Origin of the sequence: Mesorhizobium sp. C089B (assembly GCF_030323125.1) — a bacterium.
Lineage (GTDB): Bacteria > Pseudomonadota > Alphaproteobacteria > Rhizobiales > Rhizobiaceae > Mesorhizobium.
Genome location: NZ_CP100469.1, coordinates 2,276,372 through 2,291,489 on the forward strand (window position 1 = coordinate 2,276,372; position 15,118 = coordinate 2,291,489).

Annotated in this window: 16 protein-coding genes, 1 tRNA gene and 1 pseudogene; 9 read left to right on the forward strand and 9 right to left on the reverse strand. The window is 63.8% G+C overall.

The window, feature by feature from the left end:
- Positions 1-19 precede the first annotated feature (19 nt).
- The gene (cobT, locus tag NLY44_RS11535) at positions 20-1,030 is read left to right on the forward strand and encodes a nicotinate-nucleotide--dimethylbenzimidazole phosphoribosyltransferase (protein ID WP_023805500.1); all 1,011 of its coding nucleotides are present in this window, start codon (positions 20-22) and stop codon (positions 1,028-1,030) included.
- Positions 1,031-1,206: 176 nt separating this feature from the next.
- Here cobT and NLY44_RS11540 read toward each other — a convergent pair whose 3' ends face one another.
- From NLY44_RS11540 to NLY44_RS11550, 3 genes are all read right to left on the reverse strand, one after another.
- Positions 1,207-1,899 carry an outer membrane protein gene (locus NLY44_RS11540; RefSeq protein ID WP_031201864.1) on the reverse strand — a complete coding sequence of 231 codons (693 nt, stop codon included), beginning with the start codon at positions 1,897-1,899 and terminating at the stop codon, positions 1,207-1,209.
- A gap of 389 nt (positions 1,900-2,288) precedes the next feature.
- Positions 2,289-2,364, reverse strand: a tRNA-Lys gene (locus NLY44_RS11545).
- Positions 2,365-2,709: 345 nt separating this feature from the next.
- The gene (locus tag NLY44_RS11550; protein ID WP_023805502.1) at positions 2,710-3,618 is read right to left on the reverse strand and encodes a PhzF family phenazine biosynthesis protein; all 909 of its coding nucleotides are present in this window, start codon (positions 3,616-3,618) and stop codon (positions 2,710-2,712) included.
- Between the two features lie 113 nt (positions 3,619-3,731).
- On the opposite strand from NLY44_RS11550, the gene NLY44_RS11555 reads away from it, so the two are divergent.
- From NLY44_RS11555 to NLY44_RS11570, 4 genes are all read left to right on the forward strand, one after another.
- The gene (locus tag NLY44_RS11555) at positions 3,732-5,018 is read left to right on the forward strand and encodes an efflux RND transporter periplasmic adaptor subunit (protein WP_023805503.1); all 1,287 of its coding nucleotides are present in this window, start codon (positions 3,732-3,734) and stop codon (positions 5,016-5,018) included.
- 4 nt (positions 5,019-5,022) lie between these two features.
- Positions 5,023-5,727, forward strand: coding sequence for an ABC transporter ATP-binding protein (locus NLY44_RS11560; RefSeq protein WP_023685174.1), 705 nt, complete (start codon positions 5,023-5,025; stop codon positions 5,725-5,727).
- The gene (locus tag NLY44_RS11565; RefSeq protein WP_023685173.1) at positions 5,724-6,941 is read left to right on the forward strand and encodes an ABC transporter permease; all 1,218 of its coding nucleotides are present in this window, start codon (positions 5,724-5,726) and stop codon (positions 6,939-6,941) included. The genes NLY44_RS11560 and NLY44_RS11565 overlap by 4 nt, the downstream gene beginning before the upstream one ends.
- Before the next feature lie 130 nt (positions 6,942-7,071).
- On the forward strand, positions 7,072-7,314 hold the full coding sequence (locus NLY44_RS11570; protein WP_023690325.1) for a hypothetical protein: 243 nt from the start codon (positions 7,072-7,074) through the stop codon (positions 7,312-7,314).
- On the opposite strand, the gene NLY44_RS11575 is transcribed toward NLY44_RS11570, so the two are convergent.
- Both NLY44_RS11575 and NLY44_RS11580 read right to left on the reverse strand, forming a co-directional pair.
- Positions 7,311-8,030: an NUDIX hydrolase gene (locus tag NLY44_RS11575; protein ID WP_023668380.1), complete on the reverse strand. Its 720-nt coding sequence runs from the start codon at positions 8,028-8,030 to the stop codon at positions 7,311-7,313. The genes NLY44_RS11570 and NLY44_RS11575 overlap by 4 nt on opposite strands.
- A gap of 5 nt (positions 8,031-8,035) precedes the next feature.
- Complete coding sequence (locus NLY44_RS11580; protein WP_023805504.1) at positions 8,036-9,148, reverse strand: endonuclease/exonuclease/phosphatase family protein; 1,113 nt, start codon at positions 9,146-9,148, stop codon at positions 8,036-8,038.
- Between the two features lie 157 nt (positions 9,149-9,305).
- On the opposite strand from NLY44_RS11580, the gene NLY44_RS11585 reads away from it, so the two are divergent.
- Positions 9,306-9,884 (forward strand): BA14K family protein, encoded by a 579-nt coding sequence (locus NLY44_RS11585; protein ID WP_023805505.1) that lies wholly within the window; start codon positions 9,306-9,308, stop codon positions 9,882-9,884.
- A gap of 169 nt (positions 9,885-10,053) precedes the next feature.
- A complete protein-coding gene (locus NLY44_RS11590; protein ID WP_023685169.1) occupies positions 10,054-10,338 on the forward strand; it encodes a PilZ domain-containing protein in 285 nt (94 codons plus the stop codon).
- A gap of 81 nt (positions 10,339-10,419) precedes the next feature.
- On the opposite strand, the gene ilvC is transcribed toward NLY44_RS11590, so the two are convergent.
- From ilvC to NLY44_RS11605, 3 genes are all read right to left on the reverse strand, one after another.
- Positions 10,420-11,439: a ketol-acid reductoisomerase gene (gene ilvC, locus NLY44_RS11595; protein WP_013531065.1), complete on the reverse strand. Its 1,020-nt coding sequence runs from the start codon at positions 11,437-11,439 to the stop codon at positions 10,420-10,422.
- A gap of 23 nt (positions 11,440-11,462) precedes the next feature.
- Positions 11,463-12,128 (reverse strand): TetR/AcrR family transcriptional regulator, encoded by a 666-nt coding sequence (locus tag NLY44_RS11600; protein ID WP_031201867.1) that lies wholly within the window; start codon positions 12,126-12,128, stop codon positions 11,463-11,465.
- Positions 12,129-12,271: 143 nt separating this feature from the next.
- Complete coding sequence (locus NLY44_RS11605) at positions 12,272-12,730, reverse strand: MarR family winged helix-turn-helix transcriptional regulator (RefSeq protein WP_023805507.1); 459 nt, start codon at positions 12,728-12,730, stop codon at positions 12,272-12,274.
- A 122-nt stretch (positions 12,731-12,852) separates the two neighbouring features.
- Here NLY44_RS11605 and NLY44_RS11610 point away from each other — a divergent pair, with 122 nt between their 5' ends.
- Together NLY44_RS11610 and NLY44_RS11615 are read left to right on the forward strand one after the other, a co-directional pair.
- The gene (locus NLY44_RS11610) at positions 12,853-13,158 is read left to right on the forward strand and encodes a Rieske (2Fe-2S) protein (protein WP_023668375.1); all 306 of its coding nucleotides are present in this window, start codon (positions 12,853-12,855) and stop codon (positions 13,156-13,158) included.
- A gap of 1 nt (position 13,159) precedes the next feature.
- Positions 13,160-13,900: a glutathione S-transferase family protein gene (locus NLY44_RS11615; RefSeq protein ID WP_031201872.1), complete on the forward strand. Its 741-nt coding sequence runs from the start codon at positions 13,160-13,162 to the stop codon at positions 13,898-13,900.
- On the opposite strand, the pseudogene NLY44_RS11620 reads toward NLY44_RS11615, so the two are convergent.
- Positions 13,863-15,098, reverse strand: a pseudogene (locus NLY44_RS11620) (FAD-dependent oxidoreductase); the annotation flags it as partial. The gene NLY44_RS11615 and the pseudogene NLY44_RS11620 overlap by 38 nt on opposite strands.
- Positions 15,099-15,118 lie beyond the last annotated feature (20 nt).

The following is a 15,118-nucleotide window of genomic DNA, read 5'->3' on the forward strand; positions in this document are numbered from 1 at the left end:
CCCCGGAGATTCCTTCCCCATGCCATTCAAATCATTCGACGAACTGCGCGCCGCCTGTCTCGATCTGCCTGCCGGCAGCGATACCGCCGCCAACGCCGTCGCCCGCCGCCAAGACACGCTGACGAAGCCGCAAGGCAGCCTGGGCCGGCTGGAAACCCTCGGCGCCTGGCTGGCACGCTGGCAGGGCCGCGACATGCCGAAACTCGATCGCGTCAAAGTCTTCGTGTTCGCCGGCAATCACGGCGTCACCGCGCAGGGCGTGTCGGCCTTCCCGTCGGAAGTGACCGTGCAGATGGTGGCGAATTTTGCCGGCGGCGGCGCCGCCATCAACCAGCTGGCCCGCATCGCCGGCGCGGAACTCGACGTCATCCCGCTCGATCTCGATCATCCGACAGGCGACTTCACTGACGTGCCGGCAATGGACGAAAAAAACTTCCTCGCCGCCGTCTCGGCTGGCTATGACGCGGTGACGAACGACCTCGACCTCGTCTGTTTCGGCGAGATGGGCATCGGCAACACCACGCCGGCGGCCGCCATCTCGACCGCCCTGTTCGGCGGCGGCGCTGAAAAATGGACCGGGCGCGGCACCGGCGTCGACGATGCCGGGCTGAAGCGCAAGGTCACCGCCATTGAATCCGGCCTCAAGCGCCATGCCGACGCGCTGTCCGACCCGCTGAAGATCGCCGCCGCCCTTGGCGGCCGCGAACTCGCCGCCATCTTCGGCGCCACGCTCGCCGCCCGCCGCAAGAACGTCCCGGTGCTGCTCGACGGCTTCGTCTGCACGGCAGCGGCAGCGCCCCTGGCGCGACTGCACCCCTCAGGCCTCGCCCACACCATCGCCGCCCATGTCTCGGCCGAATCCGGCCACCGCCGCCTGCTCGAAGCGCTCGGCCTGCCGCCGCTGCTCGACCTCGGCATGCGGCTCGGCGAAGGCTCCGGCGCCTGCCTCGCCGTCAACATCGTCCGCTCGGCGCTGGAATGTCATGCGAGGATGGCGAGTTTTGCCGAGGCCGGCGTGTCGGAGAAGTAGGCTTTCGCAAGGTTTGCAGGGACGCGCGGACTGGGTGGCCATATCAAGTGGAAGGCCACCCGCGCGGGCCATGTCGCGCCTCCTAGGGTGGAAAGAACGTCCATGACGCGCCCGGCCAGTCGCGCAACAAAAAAGCCTCGCCGAAGCGAGGCTTTGAAAGAAGGCACAGTCAGAAATCAGAACTTGTAGGCAAGTCCAACGCGAACATCGTTGGTGGTCAGATCAAGTCTGGCTTGCTGTGTCGGGAAGTCGAACGGCGCAGGCTGCGATTTGCGGCCATAGTCGGAATAGCGGTATTCGAACCGCGCAATCAAATTGTCGGTGACGGCATAGTCAAGTCCGGCGCCTACCGTCCAACCAACCATGTTATCGCTGTTCTCAATCGACCCACCTGGAAAATTGTTTGCGCCGGAGTAATGACCGATAGCGAGACCGCCAGTTACAAATGGCAGAAAACGATCGAACGCATAGCCTGCACGCAAGCGTGCCGACCCGAACCATTTTAACTCACCGCTTGCGAAGACAACGGGAGGCCCCGCAGGAAACGTATTGTCGCCCTTTACGTCGGCGAAATTGGCATCCGCTTCAACGCCGATGACATAGTTGCCATTGAACTGGTAGTTATAGCCAACATAGGCACCGCCAAAGCCCCCTTTGGGATCGACGGAGGTGCTGATGAAGGGAGGCCCGGCCGGAGACCCCGCGCCGTCGTAAGTTGAATTTCCCCAAGCGTACCCGCCCGCCGCACCTACATAAACACCGGTCCAAGTATAAACCACAGGTTCGGTTGGCTGGGGGGAAAGGTCCGCCGACAATGCAGGGCTGGCCAATGCAAGGGAAGCAAGAAGGGCAAATTTGAGCGCGCGCATCGGGCGATTCCTTGGGGGGTGGAGACAGGGCCGAATAGCTTATGTGTAGCTGGTCCCTTGGAAAACGATGTAGCGTTTCTGCCACAATCGAGATTTGTTTGATCACCACAGAAAGCGATATCGACTATAGAGTAAAGAAATCCGAGCTTTGTGCAGAACCTGTGCCGGCTTTTTTATGATTTCTGGCGCAAAAAATACGCGTACTCGACATGTTCCGGGCGGCCGGCGCGCTGGTCGACACCACGGTGCGATATCGTCGAGCGACCACTACCAGCTAGCGGGTAACAGCCTTTGACGAATCGCCATGACGGCCAGGTTGCTTCGGCCTGCCCGCAGACGCGTCAACGCCTCTCGCTTTCAAAGGTCTTCCACCAAGTTTTTGAAAAATTTGGTGGGTGCGCACAGGATTGAACTGTGGACCCGCTGATTAAGAGTCAGCTGCTCTACCAACTGAGCTACGCACCCACTCGACCGGTAAAAACCGGCGTTGGCGGGCATATAGCCGCCGATACCGGTCCTGTCCAGCCCTGCCGGAATCATTTCCCGACAAATCGCTCCGGGCTTCGGTTTCGAGTGTTGCAGCGAAGCAAAAACCAGAGTCGGCGGCGGGACAGCGCCCCCCTCTGCCCTGCCGGGCATCTCCCCCACTTGGGGGGAGATTGGCAGCCTTGCCGTTTCGCCTGTCTTTCGGCGTTGGAGATTGGCGAAAGCCAATGCGACATCCGATCTCCCCCTCGTGGGGGAGATGTCCGGCAGGACAGAGGGGGGCGTGAAGGATCGCCGACAGCGACGATCTCAGCCACGGGCCACTCAAACGAACAGCTTGCCTTCCGCCACTTTTACCGCATGGCCGCCGATGCGCGCCGAGGCCAGTTTTCCGCCCTCGACAGTGAGTTCGAGCCGGATACGCGATGGCCGGCCCATCTCCAGCCCCTGCTCGATCCACAGCTGCGAAATGCCGTCGGTCGGGCCATCGAACTGCATGATGGCGCCGGCAAAGGCCGCCGCCGCCGACCCGGTCGCCGGGTCCTCATAGGAGGGAGTACCCGGCACGATCATGCGGACATGGAAGGCGCTGTCATGGTTCACCGTCTGGCGGCAATAGACGTACGGGCTGGCGAAGGCCCATTCGCTCTTGCGCGGCGCCAGTTCCGACCAGGCCTGGTTGTCGAGCTTGACCCGGGCCGCAGCCTCCAGATTGGCGACCGGGATGGTGACGTAAGGCACGCCTGCCGACCAGAACGACACCAGGTGATTCTCGAAGCCGATCTCGTGCGGCGCCAGCCCGAGGGCGGCGCCGATCGCCTCCGGGTCGGCATCGAGCTTCAGCGGCTCCGGCAGCTTCGCCAGGTCGAACTCGGCAAAGGTGGCGCCATCGTGCCGGCTGACGGCGCAGCGCACCGGGCCGATATTCTCCTCCAGCACGAAGATGCCGGCTTCGCCCTCGCCTGTCAGTTCGGCCAGCGCGATCGCGGCGCCAACTGTCGGATGTCCGGCGAACGGCATCTCATAGTCGGGCGTGAAAATGCGGATGCGGTTGCGATGTTTTGGATTGTCCGGCGGCAGCACGAAGACCGATTCGGACAGGTTGAACTCGCGCGCAATGGCCTGCATGGCGGCTGTATCCAGCCCTTGGCTGTCGAGCACGACAGCCAGCGGATTGCCGGCCAGCCGCTCCGTCGTAAACACATCGTAGAGCAAGTAATTGCGGGTCTGCATCTTGAAAAACCTTCCGCCTCAATCCGAACATGGCCGAAATTTAATTTGATATTCGAACCACCAAGCCTGATCTGTGCACAACTAGGGACATTACGCTTTCATAGGGGTCCGGCGTGGACCAGCTTGTCAATCTGCCAAAGACGGAATCGGATTCCGCCATCGAGGCGGCGCTCGGGCTTGATCAGAGCGGCGTGCGCAAGACGCGCCGCCGGGGCTGGCTTTACGCGCTGCTGGCGCTGATCGCACTTGCCGCCGGGTTGGCAGGCTACCAGTGGTTTGCCGGCTCCCCGGCCAAGATCGACTACACCACCACGCCGGCTACCATTGCCGACCTCACCGTCGCGGTTTCGGCGACCGGCACGCTGCAGCCCCTCACCCAGGTCGACATTTCAAGCGAGCTGTCCGGTATCATCCGCTCGGTCTCGGCCGAAGAGAACCAGCAGGTCAAGAAGGGCGACGTGCTGGCGACGCTCGACACGGTGAAACTCGAGGTCCAGATCGAACGCGCCGAAGCCTCGGCCAAGGCCGCTGCCGCCAATGTCGAGGACGCCACGGTAACCCTGAAGGAGAACGAAAGCGCCCTCACCCGCGCGGCCGAACTGACCAGGCGTGGCATGGCGACCGATCAGTCGCTCGAGGCGGCGACTGCCACGCGCGACCGCTCCAAGGCGGCGCTCGATAGTGCGCAGGCCAATCTCGCCATCGCCCAGGCCGATCTCAAGGCGCAGCAGACCGACCTTGCCAAGAGCACCATCTATGCGCCGATTGACGGCATCGTCTTGACGCGTTCCGTCGACCCCGGCCAGACGGTCGCCTCCTCGCTGCAGGCGCCGGTTCTGTTCATCATCGCCGCCGATTTGAGGAACATGGAATTGGTGGCGGCGGTCGACGAGGCCGATATCGGCGCGGTCAAACCAGGCCAGCATGCACGCTTCACCGTCGATGCCTTTCCCGAGCGGCCGTTCGACGCCGAGATCCGCGACATCTCCTACGCCTCGGTCACCACCGACGGCGTCGTCACCTACAATGCACGGTTGGAAGTCGACAATAACGAGCTTTTGCTGCGGCCCGGCATGACCGCCACGGTTTCGGTCGTCACCAGGCAGGCCAAGGGCGTGCTCACCGTGCCTTCAACAGCGTTTCGCTATCGGCCATCGGCACCTGCTGCCCGCGCGTGGAGCCTCAGCGATCTGTTCACCGGCCGCATGGGTCGTGGCGGCAACCGCCGCCAGCCGGTGAAGGCGCCCACCGACGGCTCACGCACGCTCTATGTGCTGGAGAACGGCCGGCCGCACCCGGTCAACGTGAAGATCGGCTCCACCGACGGCGAACTGACCGAGATCACCTCCGGGCTGGATGAAGGTGCAGAGGTTATCACGACCTCGCAGCTGCGGAGCTGACGCCATGGCCGCGGGCCTCATCGGTTTCGACACGGTCTGGAAGAGCTATGGCCAGGGCGAAGCCAAGGTCCATGCGCTGGCCGGCGTCGACCTCGCCATCCAGCGTGGCGAATTCGTCGCCATCATGGGCCCGTCCGGTTCGGGCAAATCGACCGCGATGAACATCATCGGTTGCCTCGACACGCCGACGGCCGGAACCTACTCCTTCATGGGCATCGACGCCGGGCGGCTCGACCGCAACCGCCGGGCGCTTCTGCGCAATCTCTATATCGGCTTCGTCTTCCAGGGTTACAATCTGTTGCCGCGCACCACGGCGGCGGAAAATGTCGAGCTGCCGCTGATCTATCGCGGCGCGCCGGCCCGCGAGCGCCGCGATCTTGCCATGCAGGCGCTGGCGGAGGTCGGCCTGGTCGGGCGCGAACATCACACGCCGGCCGAACTCTCCGGTGGTCAGCAACAGCGCGTGGCGATCGCGCGCGCCATCGTCACCAGGCCGACGCTGCTCGTCGCCGACGAGCCGACCGGCAATCTCGACACCGCCCGCACGCATGAGATCATGGAGTTGTTGACGCGGCTGAACCGGGAGCTCGGCTTGACCATCGCCATGGTCACCCACGAGGCCGATGTCGCCGATTATGCCGAGCGCACCATCCGCTTCCTCGACGGCCACGTCGCGTCCGACACGGCCAAGTCGGAGTTGGCGTCATGATCTGGGAAACCGTCCGCCTCTCTCTGCGCTCCATCCGCCGCAATGTGCTGCGCTCGTTCCTGACGCTGCTCGGCATCGTCATCGGTGTCGCCGCCGTCATCGCCATGCTGACCATCGGTTCGGGCACCACGGCCAAGGTCAAGTCGGACATCGCCAAGCTCGGCTCGAACCTGCTCGTCGTCCGTTCCGGCCGCCCGGCAGGCACCGGCGGACCAGGCGGGCTCGACCAGGCGGTACGGCCTCTGGCCGACAAGGATGTAGCCGCCCTCGTAGCCCACCTGACCGGAGCGCGCGCCATTGCGCCGGCGTCGCAGAAACAAGTCCGCGTCATCTTCGGCACCGAGAGCCTGACCTCGGGCGTCACCGGCACCGACAGCGCCTATCTCGACGCCCGCGACTGGAAGCTGGTGTCGGGCCGCCCGTTCTCGGATTCGGAAACACGCTCCGGCACCGGCGTCTGCCTGATCGGCGAAACGGTGCGCCAGCAATTCTTCGGCGCCGGCGAACCCGAGGGCGAGATCATCCGCGTCAACCGCACCTCGTGCAAGATCATCGGCCTGCTCGAACCCAAGGGCTATACCGGCTTCGGCCAGGACCAGGACAATGTCGTCTTGATGCCGCTTGCCGCCTATCAGCGCCGCATCGCCGGCAACCGCGACATCGACAACATCTACGTCGCCGCCGACGACCGCACCCCGACCACCGAATTGCAGCCGCGAGTCGAGGACATTTTGCGCGACACCCGCCGCATCACGCCGGACCGCGAAGACGATTTCTCGATCCGCGACATGACCCAGATCGCCGACGCCATGGCCAGCGCCACCACCACCATGACCGGCATGCTGGGCGCCGTCGCGGGCGTCAGCCTGCTGGTCGGCGGCATCGGGATCATGAACATCATGCTGGTCTCGGTCACTGAGCGCACCCGCGAGATCGGCATCAGGCTCGCCATCGGCGCGCATGAAAAGCACATCCTCATCCAGTTCCTGGTCGAGGCGACGGTGCTGTCGCTGCTCGGCGGCATTATCGGCATCCTGATCGGCCTGGCGCTGGCCGGCCTCGCCTCGGCAACGCTGGCCATACCGTTTGCGCCGAGCCCGGCGGTCATCCTGCTCGCCGTCGGTTTTTCGGCGCTGATCGGCATGGTGTTCGGCTTCTTCCCGGCGCTGCGCGGCGCCAGGCTCGACCCGATCGACGCGCTGCGCCACGAATAAGCGCCAGATCAGCTCCACCGCAACCAACCGCTATCCACAAGGATGGGTGCTTGTCGACATCGGCAATACTTGTTGTCGTCCGGTCTGCGATGCTAATTTTAGAGCAAAGGCATCTGGTCAAGGAGTGGCAATGAGCAAGAAGGCGCGGCTGATTCTGACGATGGTGATCATCGAAGGCGCCCTTGCGGGACTTTGGTGGTATCTCGCCCGCTACGGCATGGCCAATCCCGATCGTGTCACCGCCGATTTTCAGGCAGTCGTCGGCCAGACGATGGGCATGGTCATGGGTGGATTGCTGGGCATCGGCGTCATCCTGTTCCTCGTCGCCGCCCGCAACGACCGCAAGGCGGCGCAGAACAATCCGCGCCGTTAGCCCCCGCCACCGCCAAAATGCCACTCGACCAGCGGCTTCATATGCGGTGCCAGCCCTTCCGGCAGGTCGGCGGCGTGGCGGATGATCACCGGCCCCTCGATCTCCGGCTCGGTCTCGGTCGCGACGAAGGCGCCGATGCGCCGCGCAATCTCGTCGGCCGGCGCATCGACGTGGTAGCGGCGGAAGAGGACCGTGCCGGTCGAAGTCGACAGCGCATGGTAGCGCTTGCCGCGCGCAGCGCCTGTCAGGTCAAGCCCGGTCTCCTCGCGCACTTCACGGATCATGTTGAAATCGACATCGACGCGGCCATCGCGAAAATCGATCGGCTCGAACGAGCCGGCAGCGAAGTAGACACTGCCGGCCGGGACCGTGTGCGCGCCCATGCGGATCGCCACCAGGGCGTTGTCGCCGGCGACCAGCATGGCGTGGCCATAGGCATGCTCGGCGCCCGTCCCCTGCCGGTTCTTTCGCCACAGCAGGAAGGTCGAGTACTTCACCGCGTGACAACGCCCGACGATCCGGTTGTCGCGCCAGGCGAGCGCCGAGAGCAGCACCACCGTGCCGTCGAACAACGCCGGATTGGCCGTGACCTCGCGCCGCCAGTTGTCAGTGATCGCCTGCGCGTTGTCGCGCTCGAACGGATGCGGGCCGGGGTCGAGCCGGACGTCGATTTCGTCGACGGGCAGGATGACGTTGCGCGGCAGGTCGAAGCTCACCGTGCTCAAGCCATGTCCAGGGTAATTGCGACGGGACAATGGTCCGACGCCTTCGGCCGGTCCCAGCCGGCGCGCGGAAAGCGCTCCACCGCCTGTCCGGCCGGAAAGATGGTGCGCCAGGGCTGGCCGTTGCGGATGATGTCGGGAACCGCCGTCGCATTCTTCGCCGCCAGCCCTTTCGACAGCAGGATGTAGTCGAGCTGGCACAGATGCCGCTCCTTCGGCCCGCGCGTGTGGTAGAAACTCCAGCGGTCCATCTCCGGCCGGCGTTCGACGACATTCTCGCAAAAGCCGCCGGCGGTGAGCACATCGATACAGGACTGGCTCTCGTCGATCACCTGGAAGCGGTAGCCGTCGATAGCGTCGCCCTCGATCTTCACCCGCTGGCGGTAGTCGTTCATGTCGCCGCAGATCGCCCAGTTTTTATCGGCTGCGTGCTCTTTGCCGAAGCGCTCCTCGATGATGCGGCGCACGGCTTGCGCCTCGGCGATGCGCACCGGCATCGTCGCCTCGCGGCCGTCGAGCCCATTGCGCGGCGAGCCCATCGATTTGAAATGGACGAGGTAAAGCGTCAGCGGCACGCCGCCGACCTTGATGTCGACCTCCAGGCAATCGCGCCGGAAGATGCGTTCATTGGCCAGGTTGCCGAGCGCCTCGAGTTCAGGCGTGTGCAATCCGAACTGCTCGAACGTGACATAGGCATGGCTGGTCATGCGCACGAATTCGATCGGCTGACCTTGCGCTGTCTCGTTGCGCATCATCAGGGCAACGTCGATGCCGCGCGAATCATTGCCGGCGGTGGTGTATTTCTGCCGGTAACCCTCGCCCACCATCTTGAAGAGATAGCCATACTCGAACGCCTTCAGCGCCTCGATGTTGTCAACCTCCTGCATGCAGATGATGTCGGCGCGGGTGGCGGCGATGGCGAGCGCGGTCAACTGGCGCGTATCGTCGGATTGCGCGATGGCGCGCGCCTGCTCCAGCATCCGGTATTCGGCTTCGCTCTGGATGTCGAAAAGCGCCAGCGTGCGGTCTTCGTTGAGCTGGTTGCGGAAGCCCGAGTAATCGAACCTGTTCATCAGGTTTTCGACATTGAAAGTGGCGAGGCGCAGCGACATGGACTGACCTTTGCCTGCAAGCGCCAATGAAAACAAGGGCTGCTCGTCATGGCTGATGGAACCTTTCTGTTCATCCTCCGTTCAGACGCCAAGGTCCATCAATAGGCCACTTCCCTGGGGTATCCGGGCGTGGGGCCTGTATCACTTGGAGAGTGCAATGAGCTCGCTCTTTTCGTCCACAGTCAAATCCGGGCTGTTAGCGCTCGGTCTTTTCTCGGGTCTCACGGCGCCATCCGCCGCGGGCCCGATCCTGCAGCCGGACTTGTCGGTGCCGGCAAGCACCGCATTGTCTGACATCACACCGGTTCGCGACAGCTGGGCGGGCGGCAATGACCGCCGCTCCTTCAACGATTGGCAGTGGCGCCGCCACGACGGCCGTCGCTTTGCCCGGTCAGGCAACTGGAACAACGGCAACTGGAACGGCGGCGACAACTGGCGCTGGCGCCATCACCGCCACCATCGCGGCCGTGATTTTGACACCGGCGCCGCAGCAGTTCTCGGCCTCGGCCTGGGTCTGGGCCTCGGCAGTATCTACAACAACGGCTACTACAACAACGGCTATTACAATGACGGCTACTACGTGCAGCCGGCGCCCCGCCGCTATTACCGCACGCAGCGTCTGTCCAGCGCCCATGTACAGTGGTGCTACGACCGCTATCGGTCCTACCGGGCCTGGGACAACACGTTCCAGCCCTATGGTGGCCCGCGCCAGCAATGCTGGTCGCCCTACAGCTGAACTATAAACGACAATACACGACGGCGCCGCCCCATCGCGGCGCCGTTTTCATTTGGGAAAGACGGCTGGTCTCGGTCACCGCTAACCATATGTTTATCGGCTCAGCCTATCCGTGATATCGTGCCCCATCTGACGATCGCGCCGATCCGGTCGCGAAGGACGTGCCGTCATGGCCGACAACGAGTTGCGAAACAAACACCGGCAGCGCGTGCTGAAAGGCGCGACGATTCTGACCGGCCTCACCAATTCCGAGGTCAAGTGCACGGTCCGCAACATGCATGCCGGCGGCGCCGAACTGAAAGTGTCGATAGACGCGCGCGTGCCGGACGAGTTCCTGCTCTATGTGCCGGTCGACGGCATCGGCTACAAGGCCATCGTGCGCTGGCGCCGCGACGACCGCATCGGCGTCGAGTTCACCGGCACCGAGCCGAAGCCGCATTGGCACTATGGCTGAGCGTCCTGATCGATAAACCGGCATGAAAGAGCCGGCGGATCGCTCCGCCGGCTCCTTGCTCCCAATCCTGAAGATTGCGGGTTAGTTCTTGGCCTTGTCGACCAGTTTGTTCTTGGAAATCCAGGGCATCATGGCGCGCAGCTTGGCGCCGACTTCCTCGATCTGGTGGCTGTCATTGTTGCGGCGGATGCCCTTGAAGCGCGACATGCCGGCGCGGTATTCCTGCATCCACTCCGAGGTGAACTTGCCGGTCTGGATATCCTTCAGCACGCGCTTCATCTCGGCCTTGGTCTCGGCGGTGATGATGCGCGGGCCAGAGACATATTCGCCCCATTCGGCTGTGTTCGAGATCGAGTAGTTCATGTTGGCGATGCCGCCTTCATAGATCAGGTCGACGATCAGCTTGACCTCGTGCAGGCACTCGAAATAGGCCATTTCGGGCGCATAGCCGGCTTCCACCAGCGTCTCGAAACCGGCGCGGATCAGTTCGACCAGGCCGCCGCAGAGCACGACCTGCTCGCCGAACAGATCGGTCTCGCATTCCTCGCGGAAATTGGTCTCGATGATGCCCGAACGGCCGCCCCCGACGCCGCAGGCGTAGGACAGAGCGAGATCGAGCGCATTGCCGGAAGCATCCTGGTTGACGGCGACCAGGCACGGCACGCCGCCGCCCTTCTGGTATTCGCCGCGCACCGTGTGGCCGGGGCCTTTCGGCGCGATCATGACGACATCGACGGTCGACTTCGGCTCGATGAGGCCGAAATGCACGTTGAGGCCGTGCGCGAAGGCAATCGCGGCGCCGTCACGAATGTTTGGCGCGATTTCGTTTTTGTAGATGTCGGCCTGCAGCTCGTCAGGCGTCGCCATCATCATCAAATCGGCCCATTTGGCAGCGTCGGCCACGCTCATCACCTTGAGCCCGTCAGCCTCGACCTTCTTGGCGGTCGCCGATCCCGCCTTGAGGCCGATGGCGATTTCCTTGGCGCCGGAATCCTTGAGGTTGAGCGCGTGCGCCCGGCCCTGGCTGCCATAGCCGATAATGGCGACCTTCTTGCCCTTGATCAGATTGAGATCGGCGTCGCGATCGTAATAGACACGCATCTTTTGCTTCCTTCCCGTAGAGATTAGAGGCCTTGCGGCCCGGTTTTTGCTCCGTAAAGAGCGAGAAACTGCTGCGTTGCCCGGACGGCATCGCCGCCGATCGCCGCTTCAGTCAATTCCAGCCTGTCGCCGAGCAGGAGACGGATCTGCACGTCGCGGGCGACCAGCCCGAAAAAGGTCCGGAACGCCATTTCGGCGTCCGTAAAGTCGAGCAGCCCGGCCTGCTTGCCGGCAAGCAGCACCGGCTTCAGCCGTCTGGCCAGCGCGAAACGGCCATTCTCCAGCACGATGGCGCCGAGATCGTCCTTTCCGGATCCGGCATGGCCGACCGCGACGCGGTTCAGGGCGATCGAGGTATCGCTCGAAATCACCTTTAGCCAGTCCGAGGCGAAGCCTTCCAGGCTTGCCGTCATCGAGGCAAGATCGAGCCGCTCACCGTCGACCGGCACCACGCGCACTTTCGATGCCTGCCACTGCACGGTCGCCGTCAGCAGTCCGTCGCGGTCGCCGAACCATTTGTAGAGCGTTTCCTTCGAGCAGCTGGCGCGGCGCGCCACCGCGGTCATAGTCAGGCTGTCGCCCTCCTCGACCAGCAGGCGCAAGGCAGCGTCCAGAACAGCCTTCTGCCGCTCCGTCAGCGTCGCGCTGGTGTCGATGTCGGCGTTCGCCTGCAACAATTTCCTGCCCATCCGATGAGGTAGCCGAACCGCCGAAAAATGCGTACCGTACGTTACGGTTCGGCATATTGCGCAATCCTGTGCTCGACGCAAGGGGCCAGGTAGAAAAATCGTTGACTTGAGAGCCGCCGAGCAAACGGCGAGGTTCTGACGGATCAATCATCGGCAGGCGGATGGCGCAACTCTCCAAGCAGGCTTGCCAGTATCTTCAGCTCCTCCGTCGAGAGTTTGTCACCGACCAATTCCGCAATCGAGCGTCCGTAGACCGCCCACATCCGCCGCCGCGTCTCACGGCCCTTGGCCGAGATGCGGATGGTCTGGCCGCGGCCGTCATCGGCAACCCTGAGCTTCTCGACCAGTCCGTCGGCCTCGAGCCGCGCCAGGAGCCGCGAGATGTTGTACTGCGCAAACAGTGTGCGCTCGGTCAGCTGGAACGGCCGCAGCCCGCCCTCGCCCGCCTCGGCTAGCTCGTGCAGCACGTCATACCAGTCGAGCGGCGGCAAGCCGCTGGTCTTCAAAGCCTCTTCCGCCTTTTCGATGAGCTGGCGCGAAACCCGCATCAGGCGGGCCCAGGCCTTGACGGCTTCGGGCGAAGGCGTGGTTGTTTTGGTCATGACCCATCCTAGGCAATAGATGCAGTTGCATCAAGCTTGACGATCGATGCACTAGCATCAAGCTTGACGATCGATGCACATGCATCTATATGCATGCAGCTGCATCAATCCGGGAAAAATCCATGAAACACGAAATCTGCAAAGTCGCCGACGTCCCGCAGACGGGCAGCTTGATTGCACCGTTCTTCGGCCGCGAGGTCCATGTCTGGCGCAGCGGCGAGCGTGTCCGTGCCGCCGCCAATGTCTGCCTGCATTTCGGCGGGCCGCTCGACTGCAAGGACGGCAAGCTGGTCTGCCAATGGCACGGTGCCGCCTTCGATATGGAAAGCGGCGATCGGCTTGAAGGTCCGGCGCCAAAAGCGTCGCGACTGATGTTCCTGTCGACGCGGGTCGAGGACGGCGCGTTGAACTATGTCTGGGGAGAGTGACATGCCTCAGAAGAATGAAATGCCTGGCAAGCTCATTCTCGTCAGCCATCATCTGTGCCCCTATGTCCAGCGCGCCGCGATCTCGCTGACTGAGAAGGGCGTGCCGTTCGAACGCGTCACCATCGACCTCGCCGACAAGCCGGACTGGTTCAAGCCGATTTCGCCGCTGGGCAAGGTGCCGCTGCTGATCGTCCACGCAAATGGCGAGGAGACGGTGATCTTCGAATCCGCCGTCATTCTCGAATTCCTCGAGGAGACGCAAGCCAATCCTCTGCATCCGGCCGACGCCTACGCCCGTGCCCGGCATCGCGCCTGGATCGAGTTCGGCTCGGCGACATTGAACACCATCGGCCGGTTCTACACGGCTTCGACGGAGGCCGCCTTCCTGGCAGAGTCCACGGCACTTTCGGCCATGTTCGATCGTCTGGAGGACGAACTGGCCGACCAGGCCGGACCGTGGTTCAATGGCGAGTGCTTTTGCCTCGTCGATGCCGTCTACGGCCCGGTCTTCCGCTATCTCGACGCCTTCGACCGGATCGGCAATTTCGGCATTCTGGACGGCAAGCCATTGGTCCAGGCCTGGCGCAAGGCGTTGAGCGAACGCGCCTCGATCAAGGGTGCCGTGGCGCCGGACTATCCGCAGCGGCTGCGTCTATTCCTGCGTGCGAGAAATTCGCTTCTCTCGAGCCTGATCCCGCCGGATGATCTGGCCAGTGCACCTCCTCTAGCCCGATCCGCCTGAACGGATCGATCAGCGTGCCGGCCACCATCGAGGCAAGCACGCTTGGCACTGGCGGGATTTTGGCGATGGTTGCCACCAGCCTGTCGCGGAAGAAGGGCAGCATCGTGCCGTCCGACTGGTAGAACGGCGTCAACGCCAGCGACAGCAGTTGGAAGATCCGGACGTGCCATCGCCGCGCCCGGGCGTAGCTTTCCAGCGCTGCCTCGACGTTGCCCGTCTGTGCCAAGGCATGGCTGAGCGCTGCCGCGTCGAGCAGCGCCATGTTGGCGCCTTGCCCGAGCTGCGGGCTGGTCGAATGCGCGGCGTCGCCGATCACCGCCAGCCGGCGGCCGGTCGGCAGCTTCATCGTGTGATGGCCGTAGCGCGCCAGCGACAGCTGGTCGAAGCTGTCGATCTGGCTGGTGAACGCCTCGCACTGTGGCCACAGCGAGACCAGTCTCGCCTTCCAGGCGTCGAGCCCTGCCGCGCGCACGTTTTCGGCATCCGCCGGCTTCAGGCTCCAGAAGAACGCCGCCATCTTTTCCCCGCCCGGTTCCGGTCGGCCGATCGGCAGGACGCCGATCATCACGCTGGCCTTGTCGTAGCGCTGCAGCAGCGCATTTTCGTCGAAGCCTTGGCGCCAGCCGAGCGAGGCCCAGAACGCGCCGTAAGTGAGCTGCCGCGGCTGGGCCGGATCGTTGAGGCACCGGCGCAGCTTCGAACGCGAGCCGCTGGCGTCGACCACGAGGTCGAACGGCCCTGCCCTGCGGCCCCCCACCGTTCGGCTCTTGTCGAAGATCAGGATCGCCCGCTCACCGACGTCCAGCGTCTCGATCTCGACACCGGTTTCGATGGCGATGCCTTGGCGCTGCGCGGCGCGAAACAACATGTTGAACAACGCCGCCCGGTGCACCGCCAGCCCGAAACGGCCGCCAGGCTGCGCATCGTAGCGCACGGCGAGCACGGTGCGGCCGCTCGAGGCATCGGCGCCATGCAGACGCTCGATGCGGCTCCCCAGCGCCAGAATGTCGTCGAGCAGGCCGAGATCGGCGAGCACGCTCAGCCCGGTCGGCTGCAGGATCAGTCCGGAACCGACGGGCTTGGGTTCCTCGAAACGTTCGAAGATGGTGACGTTGTGGCCCGCGCGCTTGAGATAGAGCGCGGTGGCGAGCCCCGCCGGGCCGGCGCCCGCAATCGCGATGTCGAGAGATTTTTCCATTGCCCGCCCAACTACTGGCC